This window comes from Lacimicrobium sp. SS2-24 (assembly GCF_002201535.1).
GTDB lineage: Bacteria > Pseudomonadota > Gammaproteobacteria > Enterobacterales > Alteromonadaceae > Lacimicrobium.
In genome coordinates this window covers 344,377-365,986 of record NZ_NIWW01000002.1, presented here as the reverse complement: position 1 = coordinate 365,986, position 21,610 = coordinate 344,377, and the positions used below count along the sequence as shown (strand labels likewise).

General features: G+C 51.4%; 18 protein-coding genes. 9 read left to right on the top strand and 9 right to left on the bottom strand.

Annotated features, from left to right (window positions below; genetic code table 11):
• Positions 1-3: 3 nt before the first annotated feature.
• Together CCY32_RS05460 and CCY32_RS05455 are read right to left on the bottom strand one after the other, a co-directional pair.
• The gene (locus CCY32_RS05460) at positions 4-1,314 is read right to left on the bottom strand and encodes an MFS transporter (protein ID WP_088329578.1); all 1,311 of its coding nucleotides are present in this window, start codon (positions 1,312-1,314) and stop codon (positions 4-6) included.
• 201 nt (positions 1,315-1,515) lie between these two features.
• Entirely contained in the window at positions 1,516-3,804 is a 2,289-nt protein-coding gene (locus CCY32_RS05455) for a TonB-dependent receptor (protein ID WP_088329577.1), read from the bottom strand.
• Between the two features lie 421 nt (positions 3,805-4,225).
• Here CCY32_RS05455 and kynU point away from each other — a divergent pair, with 421 nt between their 5' ends.
• Genes kynU through dmpG form a run of 4 tightly spaced genes read left to right on the top strand, consistent with a single transcriptional unit; the run spans position 4,226 to position 8,823 of the window.
• Positions 4,226-5,464 carry a kynureninase gene (gene kynU, locus CCY32_RS05450; protein ID WP_210401683.1) on the top strand — a complete coding sequence of 413 codons (1,239 nt, stop codon included), beginning with the start codon at positions 4,226-4,228 and terminating at the stop codon, positions 5,462-5,464.
• Between the two features lie 37 nt (positions 5,465-5,501).
• Positions 5,502-6,872 (top strand): sodium-dependent transporter, encoded by a 1,371-nt coding sequence (locus CCY32_RS05445; protein WP_088329576.1) that lies wholly within the window; start codon positions 5,502-5,504, stop codon positions 6,870-6,872.
• A gap of 36 nt (positions 6,873-6,908) precedes the next feature.
• Positions 6,909-7,793 carry an acetaldehyde dehydrogenase (acetylating) gene (locus CCY32_RS05440; RefSeq protein ID WP_088329575.1) on the top strand — a complete coding sequence of 295 codons (885 nt, stop codon included), beginning with the start codon at positions 6,909-6,911 and terminating at the stop codon, positions 7,791-7,793.
• Between the two features lie 10 nt (positions 7,794-7,803).
• Positions 7,804-8,823, top strand: coding sequence for a 4-hydroxy-2-oxovalerate aldolase (dmpG, locus tag CCY32_RS05435; protein WP_088329574.1), 1,020 nt, complete (start codon positions 7,804-7,806; stop codon positions 8,821-8,823).
• Between the two features lie 552 nt (positions 8,824-9,375).
• On the opposite strand, the gene CCY32_RS05430 is transcribed toward dmpG, so the two are convergent.
• From CCY32_RS05430 to CCY32_RS05400, 7 genes are read right to left on the bottom strand one after another with little or no spacing between them, the layout of a single operon-like run.
• Positions 9,376-11,103: a hypothetical protein gene (locus CCY32_RS05430; RefSeq protein WP_088329573.1), complete on the bottom strand. Its 1,728-nt coding sequence runs from the start codon at positions 11,101-11,103 to the stop codon at positions 9,376-9,378.
• Between the two features lie 40 nt (positions 11,104-11,143).
• The gene (locus CCY32_RS05425) at positions 11,144-12,139 is read right to left on the bottom strand and encodes an amidohydrolase family protein (protein ID WP_088329572.1); all 996 of its coding nucleotides are present in this window, start codon (positions 12,137-12,139) and stop codon (positions 11,144-11,146) included.
• 8 nt (positions 12,140-12,147) lie between these two features.
• Positions 12,148-12,663: a 3-hydroxyanthranilate 3,4-dioxygenase gene (locus CCY32_RS05420; protein ID WP_088329571.1), complete on the bottom strand. Its 516-nt coding sequence runs from the start codon at positions 12,661-12,663 to the stop codon at positions 12,148-12,150.
• On the bottom strand, positions 12,660-13,094 hold the full coding sequence (locus CCY32_RS05415; protein ID WP_088329570.1) for a RidA family protein: 435 nt from the start codon (positions 13,092-13,094) through the stop codon (positions 12,660-12,662). Before CCY32_RS05415 ends, CCY32_RS05420 begins: the two co-directional genes overlap by 4 nt.
• On the bottom strand, positions 13,091-13,894 hold the full coding sequence (locus CCY32_RS05410; protein ID WP_088329569.1) for a fumarylacetoacetate hydrolase family protein: 804 nt from the start codon (positions 13,892-13,894) through the stop codon (positions 13,091-13,093). Before CCY32_RS05410 ends, CCY32_RS05415 begins: the two co-directional genes overlap by 4 nt.
• Complete coding sequence (locus CCY32_RS05405; protein WP_088329568.1) at positions 13,891-14,709, bottom strand: fumarylacetoacetate hydrolase family protein; 819 nt, start codon at positions 14,707-14,709, stop codon at positions 13,891-13,893. Before CCY32_RS05405 ends, CCY32_RS05410 begins: the two co-directional genes overlap by 4 nt.
• A gap of 9 nt (positions 14,710-14,718) precedes the next feature.
• Positions 14,719-16,179 carry a 2-hydroxymuconic semialdehyde dehydrogenase gene (locus CCY32_RS05400; RefSeq protein ID WP_088329567.1) on the bottom strand — a complete coding sequence of 487 codons (1,461 nt, stop codon included), beginning with the start codon at positions 16,177-16,179 and terminating at the stop codon, positions 14,719-14,721.
• Between the two features lie 260 nt (positions 16,180-16,439).
• Between CCY32_RS05400 and CCY32_RS05395 the strand changes: the two genes are divergently transcribed.
• The 5 genes from CCY32_RS05395 to CCY32_RS17490 all read left to right on the top strand — a co-directional run bounded on the left by CCY32_RS05395 (position 16,440) and on the right by CCY32_RS17490 (position 21,205).
• Entirely contained in the window at positions 16,440-17,387 is a 948-nt protein-coding gene (locus CCY32_RS05395) for a LysR family transcriptional regulator (protein ID WP_088329566.1), read from the top strand.
• An 81-nt stretch (positions 17,388-17,468) separates the two neighbouring features.
• The gene (locus CCY32_RS05390) at positions 17,469-18,254 is read left to right on the top strand and encodes a transporter substrate-binding domain-containing protein (RefSeq protein WP_088329565.1); all 786 of its coding nucleotides are present in this window, start codon (positions 17,469-17,471) and stop codon (positions 18,252-18,254) included.
• 162 nt (positions 18,255-18,416) lie between these two features.
• Positions 18,417-18,710, top strand: coding sequence for a co-chaperone GroES (locus tag CCY32_RS05385; RefSeq protein ID WP_088329564.1), 294 nt, complete (start codon positions 18,417-18,419; stop codon positions 18,708-18,710).
• Between the two features lie 40 nt (positions 18,711-18,750).
• Positions 18,751-20,388, top strand: coding sequence for a chaperonin GroEL (groL, locus tag CCY32_RS05380; RefSeq protein ID WP_088329563.1), 1,638 nt, complete (start codon positions 18,751-18,753; stop codon positions 20,386-20,388).
• A gap of 706 nt (positions 20,389-21,094) precedes the next feature.
• Positions 21,095-21,205, top strand: coding sequence for an HNH endonuclease (locus CCY32_RS17490; RefSeq protein ID WP_348638936.1), 111 nt, complete (start codon positions 21,095-21,097; stop codon positions 21,203-21,205).
• Positions 21,206-21,610 lie beyond the last annotated feature (405 nt).

Sequence of the window (21,610 nt, the reverse complement as noted above, 5' to 3'; positions counted from 1 at the left end):
TCTTTATACTGAGGTGCTGCCAGCTTCTGCAGGTCTGGACGGCAGCACCGGGTACTTACCCATCATCAGAATCAGCACGCAGCAGATAATCATCGTCGCCGACATGGCCCACAGCACCTCGGTATAGCGCCCCAACAGATCGTAGGCCACGCCCATGATTAGGGGGCCAACGCTGGCACCTATTTTGAATCCGGAATAGCTGTAACCATAAATGACCCCAAAGGAACGATTACCAAAGTAACGACTGGTAAAATAAGCCATCACATCAAATTCGGCGCCAATGGCGATGCCGATAAGTGCGGTACATAAAGCCGCGGAATGACCGGTAGCCCCAAGTGCAAACGCTGCCAGGCCAATCACCGGGCCGAACATAAAGAACACCACCACATAGGGGGCAAAAAACTTATCCATCAGGTAACCGGCTACCAGCCGCCCGAGAATGATGGAAATCCCCAGATAGGCAAAGGTTTCCACTGCCTGTTGCAGGGTTAAACCGCGATCCATCATCATGGGTACCAGATGTACCAGCACCGTGGAGGTGGTCAGGCCGGTAATCAGAAAGGATGCGAACATTAGCCAGAAGGTTTTCTGTTTCAGCGCTTCTTTGGCGGTATAGCCGATCAAGGGTTTATCAGTGGTGGCCTGTGCCGTGGTAGCTTTAGGCGCAGCTTGCGGTGCGATACCATCGGGTTGCAGCCCCATATCTGCTGGCTTATTCCGCATCAGGAATTTGGTCATGGGCAATACCAGCACCAGAATGATCAGACCGATGGCCAGATAGGCTTCGCGCCAGCTGTAAAGTCCGATGAAATAAGAGGCGATCAATGGCACCAGGGTTGTACCCAGCCCTACGCCGGCAAGGCCAATACCAAGAGCCAATCCGCGACGTTTGTTAAACCAGCTTACCAGTAATCTGGAATAGGTCAGCGGTGCTGTTCCGGCGCCCAACAAGGGGATCAGAATGCACATGGCATAGAGATGCCAGATAGAAGAGGTCATCAGAGACATCGACGCTATGGTCACCGCGAACAATAAGGTGGACGGCACCAGAACTTTCTTCGCACCGTATTTGTCCACCAGCGAGCCCACATAAGGAAAAAACAGAATGGCGGTAATACCAATCACTGTCGAGCCAAACGAAATCTGACCGCGACTCCAGCCGAAACTGCTCTCGAATTCCTTAATAAAGGTACCAAAAGACATGGCGATCACACTGTAACCAAAGGCCAGACCGATGATCGACCCCACTACAATCCACCAGCCATAAAAGATACCGGTGGGCTTTACTGCACTCTGCTCTACTCGTTCATTCATGGGATTGCCCTCTCTTTATGAATACATTTAAATCTATTTGTATACATGTTAACTGTCAAGAACACTTTAATCAGATGTTATATTTTTGTAGGCATCTTTGGGGTAGCGATTGGCTCACGCCGGGGTATCACTACAGCGGTTGCACTGAAAGGAAAGTAACGAAACAGCAGGCCGGGGCGACATGCCCCGACCTGTCGTTAATCAGAACTGATAGGTGACTGACACACCAAAGGTTCTGGGGGCTTTGTAGGATGAGAATACCGTATTGTCCCAGGCCGCATAGACCGTCGTCGAGGCAATATTCTGTTCATCGGTAAGGTTTTTACCCCACAGTTGCACCGACCATGTATCGTCCAGGCTGGCCAGTTGCACACTGGCATTAAGGGTGGTTTCAGAGTCGACCTGGGTCAGTGGATCATTGGAGTTATCGAAGAAGTACTCGTCCTGATACTGGTAATCCAGTCGCGCGGACCAATAGCCGCTCTCTGTCTCCCAGTCATAGGTAGCGGCCAGATTCAGGCTGTGCTCCGGAGTACGGCGCATTCTGTTACCCTGAAAATCTTCTCCGTCAACTTCGAAAGAATCGGTAAATTCAGCATCGATAAAGCCATAACTACCGGTCAGGGTGAAGTTGTCGGTAACCAGCGCGGTCAGTTCCAGCTCAAGGCCTTTGGCTTCACCGGTACCGTTTCTGACTTCCAGGTCGTCTGGCGTATTTGGACCGGTCTCGACCCAGATCTGGTTCTGCATATCGGTGTACTGTGTAAAGAACACGGCCGCATTGAGACGCAAACGGTCATCAAAGGCTTGCGACTTCAAACCGATTTCGTGGTTAAGGGCAAATTCCGGTGCGAAGGCAAGAATCGCTTCTTCAGCACTTTCCGGGCCCTCGCCATTAAAGCCACCGGCTTTGTAACCCCTGGAGAGCGAATAATAATAAAACAAGTCTTTGTCGGCTTTGTAATCCACCACCAGACTTGGTGTCCAGGCATCCCAGGATTCTGACGTTGACACATCATAACGCTCGACCCGGTTACCATTCAGATCCTGATGCAGGGTATCCCAGTTATCAAAGCGGCGCCCCCACGCCACTGAGCGGAAATCTTTTTTGTCTTCACTCCAGCGCAACCCTGCGGTAACTCGCCATTTCTCATTGAAGTTATAACTGGCCTGGCCAAACACCGCATAGCTGTCGGTGACATTCTCAGTGATATTGTAAAGTCGGCCGGTAGTGGTGCCCCACTGAGTATGGAACCAATACTGCACCATTTCATCACGCTCGATGTCTTCACGCATATAATAGGCACCCAGCTGCCAGTCCACCGCGCCACTGACACCGGCGAGACGGAACTCCTGTGAGAACTGAGAGGATTGCTCATTCTTTTGCTGGTACCACATATCGTCTACCTGTAACGCAGCAATCTCGTCATCACCGGCAACATTGTTGTTGGCGGGATCTCCCCAAGGGTCATAAAATACTGACGTGTCCACCAGTCCGGCTGCCGCGTTCTCAAAGAAGGAAAATTCATTGTCGCGGTAAGCAGTGATGGAGGTCAGGGTCGCATTCGTCAACTGATAGTCGACTTTTGCGCTGATACCTTTGACCTTGGCTTTCTCAAAACCGTCAAATTCATTACGGGCATGGCGGGGATCGTCGCTGATAAAAGGCTGATTACGCCCATCGCTGTAACTGATGTAACGCACAGGGGGTACCGAATCCGAATCGGAAGCATCAGCACTGAGCAGTATTTCCAGATCATCTGCGGGGGTAAACAATAGCTGACCACGCAGGCTATATCTGTCCATGGTGTCGGCATCATTGCCGGTATAAGTGTTCTCACCAAAGCCATCCCGCTTGGTGGCACTGAAGGCAAGCTTTCCGCCAACATTGTCGGCCAGACCGCCGGTCACATAGCCTTTGCCTTCGAGCAGACCATAATTGCCCACATTCAGTTCGACTTTTCCTTCGGGATAGGCCTGCGAAGGCTTGCGGGTGATAAAATTAATCGCTCCGCCCACCACGTTCTTACCGTATAAGGTGCCCTGCGGGCCACGCAGTACCTCAACACTGGCCAAATCGTAAAGATCCATGGCTGCAGCCACACCGCGGGAGATATATACACCATCCACATACACACCAATGGCCGCACCGGCTCCGGCACTTTCAATATCACTGCCGATACCACGCATAAACAGCTCCGGCTCCGCGGCGTTATACACATTCATCTGAAAACCCGGTACGCGCTCAGCAATCCCATTAAGCGCGTCGATACGGGCATCATTGAGATCGTCGCCGCTGAACGCAGAGATGGCGATGGGCGTTTCCTGCAGGCTCTCGACCTTATGTCTGGCAGTAACCTTAATCACTTCAATGGTTTTCGCCGACGATTCTGCCTCAACATCCTGTGCCATTGCGTTACCGGAAAGTACCAGGGCAATACTCATAGCCAGCGGATGGCGACGAATTAAAGGGTTTTTGGTCAATCTCATCTTGTGTACTCCTCCCCGGTAACCAGGGTTAAGGTTGTGATCCAATGGGCCAGAGAGACATTCCCCCGCCGCTGTGAAATAACCCTAAGGGAGGTGTTGTTATAATAGAAATACTTTGTTTTGCCTCTGCTATAACATAATTTACATATCTATAACATTTGAGATGCCTGCCTGCATTCCTCGCCTGACCCACAGGAGAACCCATGTTGTGCCAACGCGGTAATTAAAACCAAAAGTTACCACCTTCACCTCGTCACAATAGAAGCGTCAGCGGGTAGACTGATATCTTGGTTTCACCTTTGACATACAATTAATGATATAGCTGGCGCAATTATTATTATTTTTAACAAAAGGCACAACTCTCTAACATGATTTCATCAGGGTCGTTTAGTAACGTCCGGAACCTATTGGCAGACATATTATGATCTATACCAGAGAACACTTTGAAAAACTCGATAAACAAGATCCACTGGCGAGCTTTCGCGATAAATTCGCGCTGAATCCGGGAGAAATTTATCTGGATGGTAATTCCCTTGGGGCGCGCCCCAAAAAAGCCGCACAGCGCGCCAAAGAAGTGCTGGAGCAGGAGTGGGGGAAAGATCTTATACGCAGCTGGAATACCCATCACTGGTTTGAATTGCCTTATCGTATTGGTGACAAAATTGCTGGCCTTATCGGTGCCAATAAAGGCGAAGTGGTATGTACCGACGCCACCGGCATCAATTTATATAAAGCCGTCGCTACGGCACTCAAACTCAAGCCAACGCGCAAAGTGGTGTTGATGGAAGGCAGTAACTTTCCCACTAACAACTACATGATTCAGGGTCTGGTGGCACAGCTCGGTGATGACTTTGAAGTGCGCTTCGCTGAAGAACACGAATTTGCAGACAAAATTGACGAGCAGGTAGCCGTGGTGTGCCTGACTCAGGTGCACTACAAAAGTGGCCGATTGCTGGACATGCAGGCCATCACTGAACAGGCACAGCAAAAAGGCTGCCTGGTGGTCTGGGATTTGTGCCACAGCGCCGGCGCTTTGCCGGTCGATTTAAATGCCGCGAACGCCGACCTCGCAGTTGGCTGTACCTACAAATACCTTAACGGGGGGCCGGGCAGTCAGGCGTTTATCTTTGTAGCCAAACGCCATCAGAACAAAGTCAATCAGCCGCTGAGCGGCTGGTGGGGCCACAGTGCGCCATTTAAATTCGAGCGCGACTACCAGCCCGGAGAAGGCATTAGTCAGATGCTGACGGGCACTCAGGGGATACTGAGCCTGGCCGTTACCGAAGTGGGCATTGACCTGATGTGCGCGGCAGATATGCAGCAGGTGCGCGTTAAATCTCAGGCACTGACCCGGTACTTTATCGAACTGGTGGAAAGCCACTGCGGCGACTACGGATTTACGCTGGTCAGCCCCCGCGACGATGAACGGCGTGGCAGCCAGGTTGCCTTCAGTCACCCCGAAGGCTATCCCATTATGCAGGCACTGATTGATGCCGGTGTAGTGGGTGATTTCCGTGCCCCCGACATTCTACGGTTCGGCTTTGCGCCTCTTTACAACAGTTATGCCGACATCTGGGATGCGGTGCAGCGCTTTAAAGACATTATGCAAAGTGGCCGCTGGCAGGAACCTCGTTTTAATCAGCGCCATGCGGTTACCTAATCCCACCCTCATTTGTCAGCCATAAAGAGGAACTGAAATGTCATCCACTCGCACTGCCCCACAATGGTCTTCACATTTTGCCTTTATGATGGCCTCTATTGGCACCGCTGTAGGGCTGGCGAATATCTGGCGTTTCCCTTATACCGCAGGCATGAATGGGGGTGGCGCCTTTGTGTTTATTTATATTCTCGCCGCACTGCTGATTGCCATGCCGGTACTGATTGCTGAGTTAATGGTAGGGCGAAGAGGCAGGAACAGCCCACCTCAAGCTATTGCAACGGTGTCCCGGGAATCCAGAGGCAGTTCCATGTGGCGGCATATGGGTAACCTCGGTGTGTTAGGCGCCGTTTTGGTTCTGTCTTTCTATGCCATCGTTGGCGGCTGGACGATGGCCTATGTGCTGGAACTGGCATCGGGTAACTTGCAAGGACTGAACGCCGAGGCTGTGTCAACGGTCTTTGACAACCTACAGGCCGCTCCGGGACTGATTCTGTTCTGGCATATTCTGTTTCTGGCACTGGTTGTAGGCATTTCTTCACTGGGGCTGGCCGGCGGTGTCGAGCGCCTGGTCAAAATCGTCATGCCACTGCTATTTGTCATGTTGCTGATGATGGTGGGCTATGCCGCCTGGATAGGGGATTTTTCTGCTGCGCTGGCATTTCTGTTCACTCCGGATTTTTCTAAAGTTACGCCGGGCGTTGTATTGGAGGCCACAGGACAAGCCTTTTTCTCTATCAGTGTCGGACTGACCAATTTAATGGTCTACGGCGCTTATATGAATAAAAACACCTCCATTCCCCGTTCCTCCGTGACCATTGTGGCTGCAGATACGCTGGTTGCGCTGTTGGCAGGCCTGGCCATTTTCCCGATCATTTTTGCCTTTGGTCTTAATCCTGCGGAAGGCCCCGGACTGGTATTCGTGTCACTGCCGGTCGCCTTTGCACAGATGCCAGCGGGCGCGCTGCTCGGGGCATTGTTTTTTACCCTGTTATTTTTTGCCGCCCTGACCTCGGCCATCTGCATGCTCGAAGTACCAACCAGCTGGTTGATGAATAAAACCACCTGGTCCCGTCGTCGTGCCTCGTTGTGTGCCGGTTCCATGGCCTGGGGGCTGGGCATTTTGGCTGCACTGTCATTTAACCTGCTTGCCGACGTCTATCCGCTGGGTTTTATTCCGGCTTTTGCGACGACAACCTTCTTTGGCCTGTTCGACTATTTCACCTCTAATATCGCCATGCCTCTGGGCGGGATCTTCGTGGTGCTCTTTGTGGGTTGGGTGGTCGCCAGGCATATCAGCGCCGACGAACTGGGCTGGCAATCTGACAGCATCAGATACAGAGTCTGGCTGTGGGTGTCGAGAGTTATCGCACCCGGTGTACTGGTACTGATGTTTATCAACAATTTCTGATCCCGCCGTTTCTATCTTTAAATTTGTGAGGCCATTATGAGTAATAAAATCAATGCCGCCATTATTGGGCCGGGAAATATCGGCACCGACCTGCTCTACAAGGCGCTGCGTAGTGAATACATTAACCCGGTACTGATGGTAGGGGTCGATCCGGCGTCAGAGGGTTTAAAGCGCGCGGCTAATCTTGGTATCGCTACCTGTTCCACGGGTGTAGAAGGGGCATTAGAGCAGGTGCAGGAAATGAATATCGGCATCGCATTTGATGCCACATCGGCGTACGCGCACAAAGCCAATGCCGAAAAACTGAATGCTCTGGGTGTGACCATGGTCGACCTGACGCCTGCCGCTATCGGCCCGTTCTGCGTGCCCCCGGTCAATCTGGGTAAACTGGAGCCGGGCAAACTCGATAACGTCAATATGGTTACCTGTGGCGGTCAGGCCACCATCCCCATGGTGGCGGCAGTCGCTCAGATACAGGCGGTCACGTACGCCGAAATTGTGGCTACGGTTTCCAGCCGCTCTGTCGGCCCCGGTACCCGGCAAAATATTGATGAGTTTACCCGTACCACAGCCAGTGCCGTGGAATCTGTGGGCGGAGCACAGCAAGGTAAAGCGATTATTATTATTAACCCGGCAGAGCCGCCTCTCATCATGCGCGATACTATTCACTGCCTGTGTGAGAGTCAGCCCGATGAACACGCCATTACCGACTCCGTCCTTAAAATGGTCGAAAAGGTTCAGGCCTATGTACCCGGTTACCGGCTGAAAAACGGCCCGGTATTTGATGGTAATAAGGTATCCATATATCTGGAGGTCGAGGGTCGAGGTGACTTTTTACCCAACTACGCTGGCAACCTCGACATTATGACCGCCGCCGGTCTTCACACCGCCGAATTGATTGCCCAGCATAAACTGGCCTGAGGAGAATCCTATGAATTTAACCAACAAAGCCGTAACGCTGCATGACATGAGTCTGCGCGATGGCATGCATGCCAAACAACATCAGATATCATTGCAGCAGATGGTCGATATAGCCACCGGTCTTGATGAGGCGGGCATGCCCATGATTGAAGTTACCCACGGCGATGGCCTTGGCGGAGCCTCCCTCAATTATGGCTTTGCCGCACACAGTGACGAAGAATACCTCAAAGCCGTTGTTCCCAAAATGCGCCAGGCAAAAATTTCGGCCTTACTGCTTCCGGGTATCGGTACCGTTGATCATCTGCGCATGGCCAAAGATCTGGGCGTAAGCTGCATTCGGGTTGCCACTCACTGCACTGAAGCGGATGTTTCAGAGCAACATATTGGCCTGTCGGCCAAACTGGGCCTGGATACAGTTGGCTTCCTGATGATGGCCCATATGATCAGCGCCGAACAACTTCTGGAACAGGCAAAATTAATGGAATCATACGGCGCTAACTGTATTTACTGCACCGACTCAGCCGGTTTCATGTTACCCGATGAAGTGACCGCCAAAATCGGGCTGTTACGTCAGCACCTGTCAAACAAGACCGAAATCGGTTTTCATGGTCATCATAACCTCGCCATGGGCGTAGCTAACTCCCTCGCGGCTATCGAAGCTGGCGCCAGCCGAATCGATGGTTCTGTCGCCGGTCTGGGTGCAGGTGCCGGCAATACCCCCCTTGAGGTGCTGGTGGCGGTGCTTGATCGCATGGGCGCCAAACATAATATCGATCTGTATAAGATCATGGACGTGGCAGAAGATCTGGTGGTGCCGATGATGGATCAGCCAATCCGTGTTGACAGGGATGCGCTGACACTAGGCTATGCCGGCGTATATTCCTCTTTTCTGCTGTTTGCCAAGCGGGCGGAAGCCCGTCACGGTGTCAGCGCCAGAGATATTCTGGTGGAGCTGGGTAAACGCGGTACCGTCGGTGGCCAGGAAGATATGATTGAAGACCTGGCACTGGATATGGCCCGCCAGAATTAGTCCCGCCGGGCACCGGCCTGCAACATACTTGTTAGACCATCTGTCATGCCCGAGTGCTGTTATCGGGCATCCAGTGCCGTTTTCGTTTCGGTGTCTTAAAGTCGCTAGGTTCCCGCCAACAACATGCGGGAACGACAGGCTGTAATGCCTGAGCAAGGATTCATAACCGCCGGTCATGCCCGAGTGCCATTATCGGGCATCCAGTGCCTTTTTCGTTTCGGTGTCTTAAAGTCGCTGGGTTCCCGCCAACAACATGCGGGAACGACAGGCTGTAATGCCCGAGTGCTGTTATCGGGCATCCAGTGCCGTTTTCGTTTCGGTGTCTTATCTTAAAGTCGCTGGGTTCCCGCCAACAACATGCGGGAACGACAGGCTATAATGCCTGAACAAGGATTCATAACCGCCGGTCATGCCCGAGTGCTGTTATCGGGCATCCAGTGCCTTTTCATTTCGGTGTCTTAAGATAGCTGGGTTCCCGCCAACAACATGCGGGAAAGACAAAAAAGGGGGCCGCAGCCCCCTGTTTATTAATACCGTTAACAACTACCGGCTTTACGGTCTGGGTGGCCAGGGTGTCTTGGGTGCGCTGAAGCTCGGCTCACCCAATACCGGGCTGGATAGCGCGTAGAACCCATGGTTAGTAAATAACCAAAACAGATTGCGGTCATATTCCACATACACTGAGTGAGACAGATTCCCCATGGCATAACTGGCCACCTTATCCGGTGCAAAAGGCGGCACAAAGTAGGCACTGATTTGCGGTTTTTCCGGGTTGGAGACATCAAACACCTGCAAACCGGCGTTATAGAAGTTAAAGGGCAGAATGCCCTGTTTGGCGACTCCGGGTTGATGATAAGCCCCGGTGCGTTTTGGCCCGAAACTGCCACGGCGCTGACAAAAATCAGTAAAGGCGGCATCGGCAGGCGGCTTCGGCCTGGGCATAACGCCCTTTTCTACCGGATTGGTTGGATCGGATACGTCGATAATATGAATATTTTTATAGGGCTCATAGCAATCTTCATTTAGCGGGTAACCACTAAAATAAACCAGACCAGTTTCCTCAACCTGAGAAACATCGATGAAATCCCCTTCAGTACCGGCGATATTCGGCGGAAACTTCAGGTTGCCCACCACCTTCATATTGCTAGGGTCACTGATATCCACGACATAGAAACCCAAGCCACCCATGGCGGCATAGCCATAGCGGGAATCTTTATGGGGCAGAAACAGTGCCATACGAGCACCCATCCAGGAGGTACGGTTGCCTACCCGTGCATCGGCCCTGTATACGGCCTCATGTTCGGGGTCGCCGATAATCTGGCCAGGAACGGAAAGCATATCCAGGAATCTGGGATTGGCCGGATCAGACATATCCCATGCCTGATAGCCAGCGCTGTATAGATCATTAGGATATTCAGTGAGGCCATAACGCTTATCGGGCGCCGCCGCCACATACATAATGCCATCACCATAGTAGGCCGGAATATCACGCACACCGGAACCCTGCTGCTCGCCCACCGGGGCATCCGGATTGAGGATATCAGTGGTGCGCTCTGCCAGTAAGATCCAGTCTTGAGGCATCGGGCCTTTCATTTCATAAACTTTAAAGCCTTTAAGGTGTGGACTCTTGCGAATGGCCTCTACCTTGTCCGGCTGACGATATTTATCGCGCAGCAAACCAAAACGGCGAATCTCATAAGCCTGCACCATTACATAGTTTTGCCGTGTTTCACTCCACTTGATGGACGCTGCGCCCATCATTTCCCCCTCAGGGAACGGGTTAACTGGCTCGCCGCCCCCTTCCGGGCCCCAGGTATGCCCTTTGGTCAGCAACAGCTCAACCTTTTTCGGATTGGTAATATCGAAGATCTTCAGATCGCCACGGACATACTGGTAGAGGTAACGTTTACCATCAAAGTCCACGATATTCTGCCAGGTATGAAAAGGCTCAACCTGAATCGGATAGTAAGCCTCCACCTTCATATTCTTGATGTAACTTTCTGTATCCCAGTAATCCAGTTGCCCGGCAAAAGGATGGGAATCATGAGATTCGGGTGCCGCAACAGGATGTTTAAAACTGCCATCTGACTGCATGCCATAACTGTCCGCTGCAGGGGGGTTAGGGCTTCGATCAGTTGACATGCCTGCCTGTATTGCCACCATCGGATCTTTGATATTAATCGGGGCGTCTTTACTGATGTCCCAGGGGCTGGCGTGAGCCAGACCGTTGAGTCCAAGTGCAACTAAAATAGCAAGACTGGTTCGGTGATATATCTTCATTATGACTCCTGCAGACCCGTAGTCTTTTCGGTTATAAGATTCAGTCCAGATTAAAAAACTCAGCGGCGTTATGTGCCAGAATGCGAGACTTTACATTGTCACTCAGTGTTGAATGATCTTTCACCAGTTCGCCAATTACCTGCTCCCCCAGCGGAAACGGATAATCAGACCCTAACATCACTCTCTTTTCTCCCATGGTTTTCACCAGGAGTTCGAGGGCATCTGGGTGGAACACAGCTGAATCCACATAGAACCTGTCCATGTAGCTGGAGGGCAGATGCGGACAGTCCTGACGTACAATGTCGCGATGCCGCCAGGCATTATCTACACGACCGATCAGGTAGGGGAAACTGCCACCCCCATGGGCAAAACAAATTTTGAGGCTCTTAGGCAAGCGCTCGAAGGCACCTGACAGAATCAGTGACAATATGGATAACTGGGTTTCGGCTGGCATCGCCACCAGCCAGGGCAGCATATACTTAGGCATTCTTTCCGGTGCCATCATGTCCCAGGGATGAATCAACACCGGGGCGCCAATGTCAGCACAGTGGTGTAAAAAACTGACAATGCCCTCATCATCGAGATTCTTCAGCCCAACATGATTACCGATCTGTACACCGACATGGCCGTTGTCCATGCAACGGGAAACTTCCTTGCAGGCCGCATCAATATCCTGAAGTGGTACCTGACATAAGGCTTTGAGGCGCTGCGTTGAAGGTTGACACATCTCCAGCGCTTCATCGTTTAGCCATTCTGCCAGCGCCAGGGTCTGCTCTACGGGGCGGTGATAAGCAAATAAAACTGGCGTCGCACAGATTATCTGAGTATCGATGCCAAGCACGTCCATATCAGCCAGGCGCTTCTGAGTGTCCCAGCACGCATGCGTAATGGGCCTGAAGACGTTACCATCAATTACAATGTCAGCCTGCTCACTATTGCGATGGACGACCGTTGGCCAGCCATTATTTGAAAAGCGGCTGGCAAAATCGGGAACGGATGCCGGGAAAAAGTGTGCGTGCATATCAATCAGTTTCATCGTCACTCCTATTTACCCGGGTGCAATTGACCGCAGGCATTGCAGGTACGCAATTGCTCATTCTGCGCAAAAGCATCAAACAACGGCGGTAGATCGTTAACGATGGAGACTAATTCCACCTGCACTTCATGCAGCATGTGATTGCAATTCAGACAATACCAGCGAAACGCGTCTTTTTTCCCGGACGGACGCTTAGGCTCAATCACCAGACACAGACTATTCGCTTCAGGACGTTGCGGCGAGTGGGGAACATAGGGGGGCAGCAGGAACACATCGCCTTCTTTTAATTCCAGCTTATATGGACCATCCTCTCCCATGATATTGAGATAAGCATTACCTTTAAACTGATAGAAAAATTCCTCCACCGGATCCACATGATAGTCCAGTCTATGATTCGGGCCGCCCACCACGGTGCACATCATATCCGCGTCTTCCCAGATCATGGCATTGTTAACCGGTGGCTTTAGTTTGCTCTGGTTGTCTTCCAGCCATTGCTGGAAGTTGAAGGCTTTTAACTGACTCATAGGATGTCCTTTTTTTGCAGAGGGCAGTAAGCGACGCCCTTAATTTCAATCAGAAGGTGTGGATGGGGTAACTGATGCACGGCGACGGTCGTTCGTACCGGCCCTTGTTCATCAAAATATTCTGCGTATACCTGGTTGTATCCACCGAAGTCATTCATATTCACCAAAAAGGTATTCAGTTCTACCAGATCCTGTAATGTCGCACCCTCAGCGGCAAGTATGTCGGCGATATTATCGATAACAGCGCGGGTCTGTGCCTTAATATCCAGTGTCGTGGTACCCATTTTATCTGCCGTTGCGCCAACAATACTGTTGTCAGGTAAACGGGAGCTGGTACCAGAAATGAATAACAGGTCACCGGCGCGCTTAATGTGCGGGAACGCGCCTCGTGGCGTCGCCTTACCTTTTACCAGCGTAGCGGTCGATTTCATCCTTGCTCTCCTTGTTTGGGATTTGATGTGTAAAGATGCACATCTCCTAAGCCAGAGGTTTGAAGATGAATATGACTGTTGGCTGGAATGGCCTGAGCCGCGGTGGCAGCCCCTGCCAAAACTGTCCATCCGGCTTCCAGACAGAGTCCGGCTTCACCGGCCAGCCTTGCCGCTTCAACGAGGGAACGATAGGGGTTGCCCAGAATGGCAGAAGATGAGCCCACCTCCTTAGCCCGACCATTGATGTTCAGAATCATCGCCTGATTACTAATGTCTTCAGTTGGACTGCACCAGGGGCCCAGTACAAAAGCCGATGAAGAAGAGTTATCGGCCACCACATCGGTCAGTGAAAACTTAAAATTGGCGTAACGCGAGTCGATAATTTCCAACGCAGGCGCCAGCGAATCCACGGCGGCCATGGCTTCAGTCAGACTGACTTTTCCTTTCAGGGACGTCTTCAGCCGAAAGGCGATCTCCGGTTCAATCCGGGGATGCACATAATGTTGCATTTCCAGCATCCCACCTTCCACGAGTTGCATACTGTCGGTCAGTTGGCCCCAGATCAGGTCATCAACGCCCATTTGCACCATTTTGGCTCGACTGGTGAAACCCATTTTTACACCAACCAACCTTTCTTTACGCGATAATCGGCGGGCAATACTGGCTTGCTGGATCTTATAAGCCTGTTGCAGGTCGATCTCCGGAAAATCCTCGCTCAACTGCGCTGTTGCTGTGGCTGTCATTGCCGCCTTATCCAAACGTTCGGCCAGTTGCTGAGTCTGATGCTGTTTATTGTTCATGCCTGTTCTCCTGTGGCCGAATCCTCAGCAAAAAATGCACTCACACTGCCGAGTCCGCTGATCTGACATTCAAATACGTCTCCCGGTTGAACGGCAACCATGGGCCCTAACGCACCGGTTAGAATCGTATCGCCCTCTCGCAGCGGCTGACCAAACTTGCTCATGGTTCGAGCCAGCCATAAGGCCGCACTCAGGGGATTGCCAAGACAGGCTACGCCGGCACCGGTGGAAATAGGCTGTCCGCGTTTCCAAAGCGTCATGGCGCTGGTTTTGAGATCGAGCTGACTGAGACTCACAGGCTTACTGCCAAGGACATAAAGGCCACTGGATGCATTGTCGGCAATGGTATCGAGAATATTGATATCCCAGTTTGCAATGCGGCTGTCGACAATTTCCAGTGCAGGCAAAGCGAACGCCGTCGCTCGAATGACATCCGCGACAGTGGGCTGCTCCATATCCAGATCTTTTTCCAGCACCAGCGCAACCTCCGCTTCTATTTTAGGCTGCATCAGTCTGGCAGAGGCAATCTCTTCACCTTCAGCGATCGCCATATCCGAAAACAACGCACCAAAGTCAGGCTGATCAACCCCCAGTTGGCTCTGCACCACTTTGGATGTCAGACCAATTTTGCGACCGACAAGGCGTCGTCCCTGCTGCTGCCAGTGGCGGGTGTTGATATCCTGCACCCTATAGGCAGAATCCAGTTCCTGCTCTGCCAATAGGGTTCTGATTGGCTTGCAAGGCGCCCCGGACTCTGCCGCCTGGCGCAATTGCAAAGCGGCCTGCTGTTCTGTGTCGCTGCAACCTGTTGTCATAAACACCTCTTATAATTTGATACAAATGTTGCTGGGCTCGGCATAGAAGTTCAGCGAGTGCTGACCACCTTCACGACCGATACCGGACATTTTCACCCCGCCGAATGGCGTACGCAGATCGCGCAGGTACCAGGTATTGACCCAGACCATACCTGCATCCATCGCTTTGGCGACCCGGTGGCCGCGGCTGATATCTCGTGTCCAAATGGCAGCCGCCAGACCATAACGGCTATCGTTGGCAAGGCTTATAGCCTCCTCTTCAGTGTCAAACGGCGTGATATGGCAAATCGGTCCGAAAATTTCTTCTTTAATACAGCGCGAAGTTTCTGGTAAACCGGTAATGATGGTTGGCTCAACCCAGGCTCCCTGATCCCGTTGGTCACCAAATTCAGGAACACCGCCGCCGGTAATGAAGGTTGCCCCTTCTTCACGTGCCAGACGATAATAAGACAGCACTTTATTTTTATGTTCTGCTGATATCAGCGGTCCCATGTCGGTATCCGACTCTTTTGGCCAGCCAATTTTCAGTTGCTCAGCCTTAGCCTTAAGCTTGTCAACGAAGGTCTCAAAAATTTCCCGCTGTACATAAACGCGTTCGGTACACAGACAAACCTGGCCACCATTGGTAAACACGGACCGCGCGGTGCCGGCAACGGCGTCATCTAAATCAGCATCGGCGAATATTACCGCGGCATTCTTGCCTCCCAGTTCAAAGGATAAAGGCTTAACATGCTCAGCGGCTGCTCGCATGATGGCACTGCCAGTGCGCGACTCACCGGTAAACGTGATGGCATCGATTTGTGGATGGCTGGTGAGGAATTCCCCCGCTGAATTAGGTCCATATCCATGCACCAGATTAAATACGCCTGCTGGCACCCCTGCCTCATGCATCACTTCTGCCAGCAATGTGGCTGTGGAGGGCGTCTCCTCGGAAGGTTTGGCGACGATACAATTTCCTGCTGCCAATGCGGGGGCCAATTTCCAGGTAAGCAGAAGTAGCGGTAGATTCCAGGGTGCTATGACGGCAACCACTCCTAATGGGCGAGGAAGACTGTAATTAAGTGCCCCTTTACCATCCTCTGTGTCGCTATGAAAACAGTTGCTGGAGGCGGTTTTTACCATGTCTGCAAAAACCCGGAAATTTGCGGCGCCCCTTGGGATGTCGATGCTCGATGCCTGTTGCAAAGATTTACCGGTATCGGCCATCTCCGCAGCGACAAACTCATCGAACCTGGCTTCTATACCATCGGCAACTTTGTGTAAAAGCGCTGCTCGCTGTTGCACTGAGAATTTCCCCCAGGGCCCTTTGAGAGCTTGCTTGGCGGCAACGACGGCCTGACTGACCAGTTCCTGATCGGCCTCACAAACCAGGTTAACGATCTCGCCAGTGACCGGGTTGATATTACGAAACTCACGGCAACCGCTGACAAACTCTCCGGCGATATAGTTCTTTAGAATACTCACTGTCATGCCCGACTCTCAATGATGGCTGTCTGACAACCTGATTAAGGACTGAGAGTGACTTTACAGACCGTTAACATAATATAAAAATAGAATTTAAGCGCTTAGATATATAAAAATCATTATTACAATAGAGAGCGGAGGATCGCACTGGAGAAAGGCTATTTCGTTCGCCGATGAATTGTGATAGTTATAACTTAATAGATGAAACTATTACCCACGTATATTATTAACCTTATAGTAATTAGCCACGCATAGAGACGCTATCGATGACACCGGAAAAATTACAAAGGGACATGGTCGCCCGGATGAAGCTCAAGCACCTGAAACTGCTGGTCACGGTAGGGGAACAATGCAACATTTTCAAAGCCGCACAACTGATGAATATGGCGCAGCCCGCTGCCACCAAAATCATTCGCGATATTGAATCGGCCTACGAGCTGACCCTGTTCGAACGCTCATCCCGGGGTGTCACCCCAACGTTATATGGCGAGGTATTGATCAAGCACGCCAAACTGGTGTTGTCGCAAATCAAACATGTCAGTGAAGAGTTAACCTCCTTACAAGGCGGGTTATCCGGCCACGTCACCGTAGGTACGCTGATCACAGCAAGTCTGACCTTATTACCCAAGGCTCTGGTCAGGTTGCGCTCGGAGCGTCCTAATATTTCTGTGACGGTCATAGAGGGAACCCAGGATGTCCTGTTACCAGGACTGGTTCAGGGTGATTTAGACATGGTTGTCGGACGTATTCCTGAGCATCAGGATTATGACGGACTGACTTCAGTTGAGCTTTATCAGGAGCCCACTGTCATTGTGGCCCGTACAGGACATCACCTGAGTAACCGGGGAATACTCAGTTTAGAAGACTTGCTGGAAGAGTCCTGGATCCTGCCCTCAGTGCAAACCTATCTGCGTCGCGAACTGGATCAGAATTTCCGCGATCAGGGACTCCCCTCACCTGTGCCAGTAGTAGAATCGGTGTCAGTACTTACCAACCGCACACTATTAAGAGAAACAGACATGCTCGCCGCCATGCCTTACCAGATATTCAGAACCTATGAAAAGCTCGGTGAACTGTGTCGATTGCCAGTGCCGGATCTGGCACGAAAGGGGCCCGTTGGCATTACCATGCGCACACAAGGTGGGCTCACGCCTGCAGCCACGTGCCTGGTAGAAGATCTCAAAGTGATTGCTGAAGAGATTTCCCGGGACTAACGCGACCGGCTGCTACACTCTTAAAGAAACGCTAAGCAAGGATAAGCCCGGCGACATGCTCTTTGACCCAGGTTCATAACGATGATCGCAATACCTTGCTATTTTTCGGTCAGTCTTCTGCGACCCGCGCGAAGCAGAGTGTTCTGGCTGATAGTGTTGTTAGTTGGTTCCTGTGGCGCTTCTGCACGCTGCACTGAGCCGCTGACACTGGTTTTCACTGGCGATTGGTTTCCCTACTTGTACAGAATAAACGACAGCAGTTATGCCGGTAGCGACAAAGCACTGTTAGTGGAGACATTGGCCGAACTGGACTGTCAGTTAGAGATACTTCCTCTGCCAGAGAAGCGAGTGGAAAGAGCACTGCTTTCCGGCCAGGCAGATATCGTGATTGCAGCCAGTAAAAGCCCAAAGAGACTACAAAATTTCTGGTTCTCCTTAGCTTATCGCACCCAAAGAAATGTTTTGGTGTATCGCGAAGATTTATCTCTTCCCCCTGAGCCTGGCTCTTTGCGGTCATGGCTGCAAGAGGGGCGGATTATCGCCCTTAATGATGGAGGCTGGTATGGCAGCAACGTAGAACAGTTAAAACGCGCCAGTCTTACAGGATCGCTATTGCATGTGGAATCCTTTGGCTCACGTTTAGATATGCTGAGCCTGGGCAGAGTTGACGGGTTTATCGATGATGCTGAAGCCATAAATGCCTATATCGCGAAGCACCAGCTAAAGGATCTTAGGATGGTAAATGAGGCCATTCACACCACCCCCCAACATTTTATGTTTAGCCGCCAAAACCTTGCTCCGGAATTTATCAATGCCTTTAATCAGGCACTGTCTGAAACATTGAAAACCACAACGACACCAGATTGAGAAAAACTTGCAGTTTTTTTCGGTCAGGCACTTGAGATTACACCCTGCATCCCCATCTTGGCTGTCAGTAACGATTCAGACTGGCAGGCGAGCCTGCGGTCATACATTCCCCGAGTGATCGGGACCTATCCTTCGATATTGGTAATTTCAGGAGATTTGAGAATGAAAATCCGTCCTTTACACGATCGCGTTATCGTTAAGCGCCAAGAGCAGGAGAGCAAGTCTGCTGGAGGTATCGTACTGACAGGCTCTGCTGCCGAGAAGTCGACCCGTGGCGAAGTTATTGCTGTTGGCAATGGCCGTATTCTTGAAAACGGTGACGTAAAAGCCCTGGATGTGAAAGTGGGTGACACCGTGATTTTCAACGATGGTTACGGCGTAAAAACAGAAAAAATGGATGGCGATGAAGTGCTGATCATGAGCGAAAGCGACATCCTGGCTGTGGTTGAAGCCTGATCCGGCCGATTGGTTTAACTGAATTTAGAGGAATACTATTATGTCAGCAAAAGAAGTACGTTTTTCTGATGATGCCCGCACAAGAATGCTCAAGGGCGTTAATATTCTTGCCAACGCAGTAAAAGTTACCCTGGGGCCTAAAGGCCGCAACGTGGTACTGGAAAAGTCTTTTGGTGCGCCCAGCATCACTAAAGATGGTGTCTCTGTGGCCAAAGAAATCGAACTGGAAGATAAGTTCGAGAACATGGGCGCACAGATGGTCAAAGAAGTGGCGTCCAAGGCTAATGACGAAGCCGGTGACGGTACCACCACTGCCACCGTGCTGGCCCAGGCCATTATCACTGAAGGTCTGAAATCAGTTGCCGCCGGTATGAACCCGATGGATCTGAAACGCGGTATCGATAAAGCCGTAACCGTTGCTGTTGAAGAGCTCAGAGCCCTCTCTGTAGATTGCGCCGACAGCAAAGCCATCGCTCAGGTCGGTACCATCTCTGCTAACTCCGACGAAGAAGTGGGCAAGCTGATCGCCGACGCCATGGAGAAAGTGGGTAAAGAAGGTGTGATCACCGTTGAAGAAGGCCAGAGCCTGCAAAACGAACTGGATGTGGTTGAAGGCATGCAGTTTGACCGCGGTTACTTGTCTCCTTACTTCATCAACAAGTCTGAAAATGGCACCGTTGAACTGGACAGCCCTTATATCCTGTTAGTTGACAAGAAAGTCTCTAACATCCGCGAGCTGTTGCCAACTCTGGAAGCCGTTGCCAAATCTTCCAAGCCCTTGCTGGTAATTGCCGAAGATCTGGAAGGCGAAGCGCTGGCGACACTGGTCGTGAACAACATGCGTGGCATCGTCAAAGTAGCGGCCGTTAAAGCGCCCGGTTTCGGTGACCGCCGCAAAGCCATGCTGCAGGATATCGCCGTACTGACTGGTGGTACTGTGATTTCTGAAGAAATCGGCATGGAACTGGAAAAAGCCACCCTGGAAGATCTGGGTACCGCCAAACGTGTTGTTATCAACAAAGACAACACCACTATTGTTGACGGTGCTGGTGAAGAGTCTGCCATCGAAGACCGTGTTGGTCAGATCCGCGCACAAATCGAAGAGTCTACCTCTGATTACGATAAAGAAAAGCTGCAAGAACGTCTGGCCAAGCTGGCTGGCGGTGTTGCGGTAATCAAAGTCGGTGCTGCCACCGAAATGGAAATGAAAGAGAAGAAAGCCCGCGTTGAAGACGCGCTGCATGCAACCCGTGCTGCCGTTGAAGAAGGTGTGGTACCTGGTGGTGGTGTGGCTCTGGTACGTGCTGCCGCTAAAGTTGGCGAGCTCCAGGGTGACAACGAAGACCAGACTCACGGTATCAAACTGGCCCTGCGTGCCATGGAAGCGCCACTGCGTCAGATCTCTTCTAACGCCGGTGCCGAAGCTTCTGTTGTAGTGAACAAGGTCAAAGCTGGCTCTGGTAACTATGGTTACAACGCCGGTAATGACACCTACGGCGATATGCTGGAAATGGGTATCCTGGATCCGACTAAGGTAACCCGCAGTGCACTGCAATTTGCAGCGTCTGTAGCCAGCCTGATGATCACCACTGAAGCCATGGTTGCTGAAATTCCAAAGGAAGACGCGCCAGCCATGCCTGATATGGGTGGCATGGGCGGCATGGGCGGCATGATGTAATCAGCCCCCAGGCTAAGTAATCTGAGAAGCCCGGTCCTGTACCGGGCTTTTTTGTGCTTTTTCAAACGCTCTAGCAAAACAGATGGCTTGGCTGTCTCTGCAGGTATGACACACCGTCCCTGGTGTGCCAGTTACCTTTCTTTACTCGTGTAAAGCAAGGTAACCCAAAGAAAGCACGCCCCTAACGCCACACAAAGTCCGGTCATGGCTTGGTAAAAGCCGGTCGCGGAGATTCACGTCCCTGTTCAGTCTCCGCTTAATTTTCATCCCTGAAAATTATCCGCCCTTTACACAGCGCCCTGTCCGGACGTGGCGTTTCAAGGGGGAATACGAGGCGGCTTCGCCGCCTTAACCGCGAATACAGCTTCCCGTTGCAGAAGCTGGCTTACCGCACTGGCGAACAGGGACGTTCGCCAGAGGCCGCCACCTTTACATGGATGTTACCTAAGGCCTGTGCGACAAATTCTTCGGGAAAGAATTTGAACATCGGAGGTACGACGATGGCCCGAAGGGGGAGTGCCATGGATGGCACGAATAACAGTAAGCCTGCTTCGAAAACGGAATCAGAAGCTGTCCTGAGCGAGGGACTTTTCGGTTACCTTTGTGTCCTTACAAAGGTAACTGGCTCGAAGGGACGAGAGACATAAAAGACAGGGAGGTCAAAGTTGAGTCAACATACAAAACCCACATTTCTTTAACTAATAAGATGGAATCTCCATCATATTGTCGAGTGGGTAAAGGGGGTAGCGATAAGCTGAGCAACTTAGTGTTGTTGCATCCTAATTGTCATCGGCAGTTGCATGCAAATAGCTGTTGATATTTTACTCAAAAGCTATATATATGGGGTGTGAGCTTTATCAGGCTCACTTGTCACCAATGATACGGTGGCTTAAGGGCTTCCTTGAAGTCGGTTACATATTCGGGTGGAACGAGACCACTGAAAAATACTCGGTAAAGTTTGACGAAACTTTAAATCGTAAGTCGAGGTAGGGTCGGTGACCCTTAACCGCCGTGTGTACACCCCACGTTAATATGGTGGAAGCTGTCCGCTGAGACAGTCTAATAAATCAGTATCGAATATGACTTACCTTCCGATTGTTGTCCGCTGTTGTTGTTTATTCTAGACAAAGCTTCAACTAGCGCCTTGGCAAGGGCGCGAATATAAATTCCAGTCCATCAACACTTTGGTCTGGGCGCCCAGATCGAATTTGAGGCTTTAGCC

Bases quoted from the DNA above. Each gene is read 5' to 3' on its own strand.
- CCY32_RS05385 (WP_088329564.1), top strand. From the start codon at position 18,417: ATGAAAATCCGTCCTTTACACGATCGCGTTATCGTTAAGCGCCAAGAG.
- CCY32_RS05405 (WP_088329568.1), bottom strand. From the start codon at position 14,709: ATGACAACAGGTTGCAGCGACACAGAACAGCAGGCCGCTTTGCAATTG.
- CCY32_RS05440 (WP_088329575.1), top strand. From the start codon at position 6,909: ATGAGTAATAAAATCAATGCCGCCATTATTGGGCCGGGAAATATCGGC.
- CCY32_RS05420 (WP_088329571.1), bottom strand. From the start codon at position 12,663: ATGAGTCAGTTAAAAGCCTTCAACTTCCAGCAATGGCTGGAAGACAAC.
- CCY32_RS05430 (WP_088329573.1), bottom strand. From the start codon at position 11,103: ATGAAGATATATCACCGAACCAGTCTTGCTATTTTAGTTGCACTTGGA.
- CCY32_RS05455 (WP_088329577.1), bottom strand. From the start codon at position 3,804: ATGAGATTGACCAAAAACCCTTTAATTCGTCGCCATCCGCTGGCTATG.
- CCY32_RS05390 (WP_088329565.1), top strand. From the start codon at position 17,469: ATGATCGCAATACCTTGCTATTTTTCGGTCAGTCTTCTGCGACCCGCG.
- kynU (WP_210401683.1), top strand. From the start codon at position 4,226: ATGATCTATACCAGAGAACACTTTGAAAAACTCGATAAACAAGATCCA.
- CCY32_RS05400 (WP_088329567.1), bottom strand. From the start codon at position 16,179: ATGACAGTGAGTATTCTAAAGAACTATATCGCCGGAGAGTTTGTCAGC.
- CCY32_RS05395 (WP_088329566.1), top strand. From the start codon at position 16,440: ATGACACCGGAAAAATTACAAAGGGACATGGTCGCCCGGATGAAGCTC.
- dmpG (WP_088329574.1), top strand. From the start codon at position 7,804: ATGAATTTAACCAACAAAGCCGTAACGCTGCATGACATGAGTCTGCGC.
- CCY32_RS05410 (WP_088329569.1), bottom strand. From the start codon at position 13,894: ATGAACAATAAACAGCATCAGACTCAGCAACTGGCCGAACGTTTGGAT.
- CCY32_RS05460 (WP_088329578.1), bottom strand. From the start codon at position 1,314: ATGAATGAACGAGTAGAGCAGAGTGCAGTAAAGCCCACCGGTATCTTT.
- CCY32_RS17490 (WP_348638936.1), top strand. From the start codon at position 21,095: ATGGAATCTCCATCATATTGTCGAGTGGGTAAAGGGGGTAGCGATAAG.
- groL (WP_088329563.1), top strand. From the start codon at position 18,751: ATGTCAGCAAAAGAAGTACGTTTTTCTGATGATGCCCGCACAAGAATG.
- CCY32_RS05415 (WP_088329570.1), bottom strand. From the start codon at position 13,094: ATGAAATCGACCGCTACGCTGGTAAAAGGTAAGGCGACGCCACGAGGC.
- CCY32_RS05425 (WP_088329572.1), bottom strand. From the start codon at position 12,139: ATGAAACTGATTGATATGCACGCACACTTTTTCCCGGCATCCGTTCCC.
- CCY32_RS05445 (WP_088329576.1), top strand. From the start codon at position 5,502: ATGTCATCCACTCGCACTGCCCCACAATGGTCTTCACATTTTGCCTTT.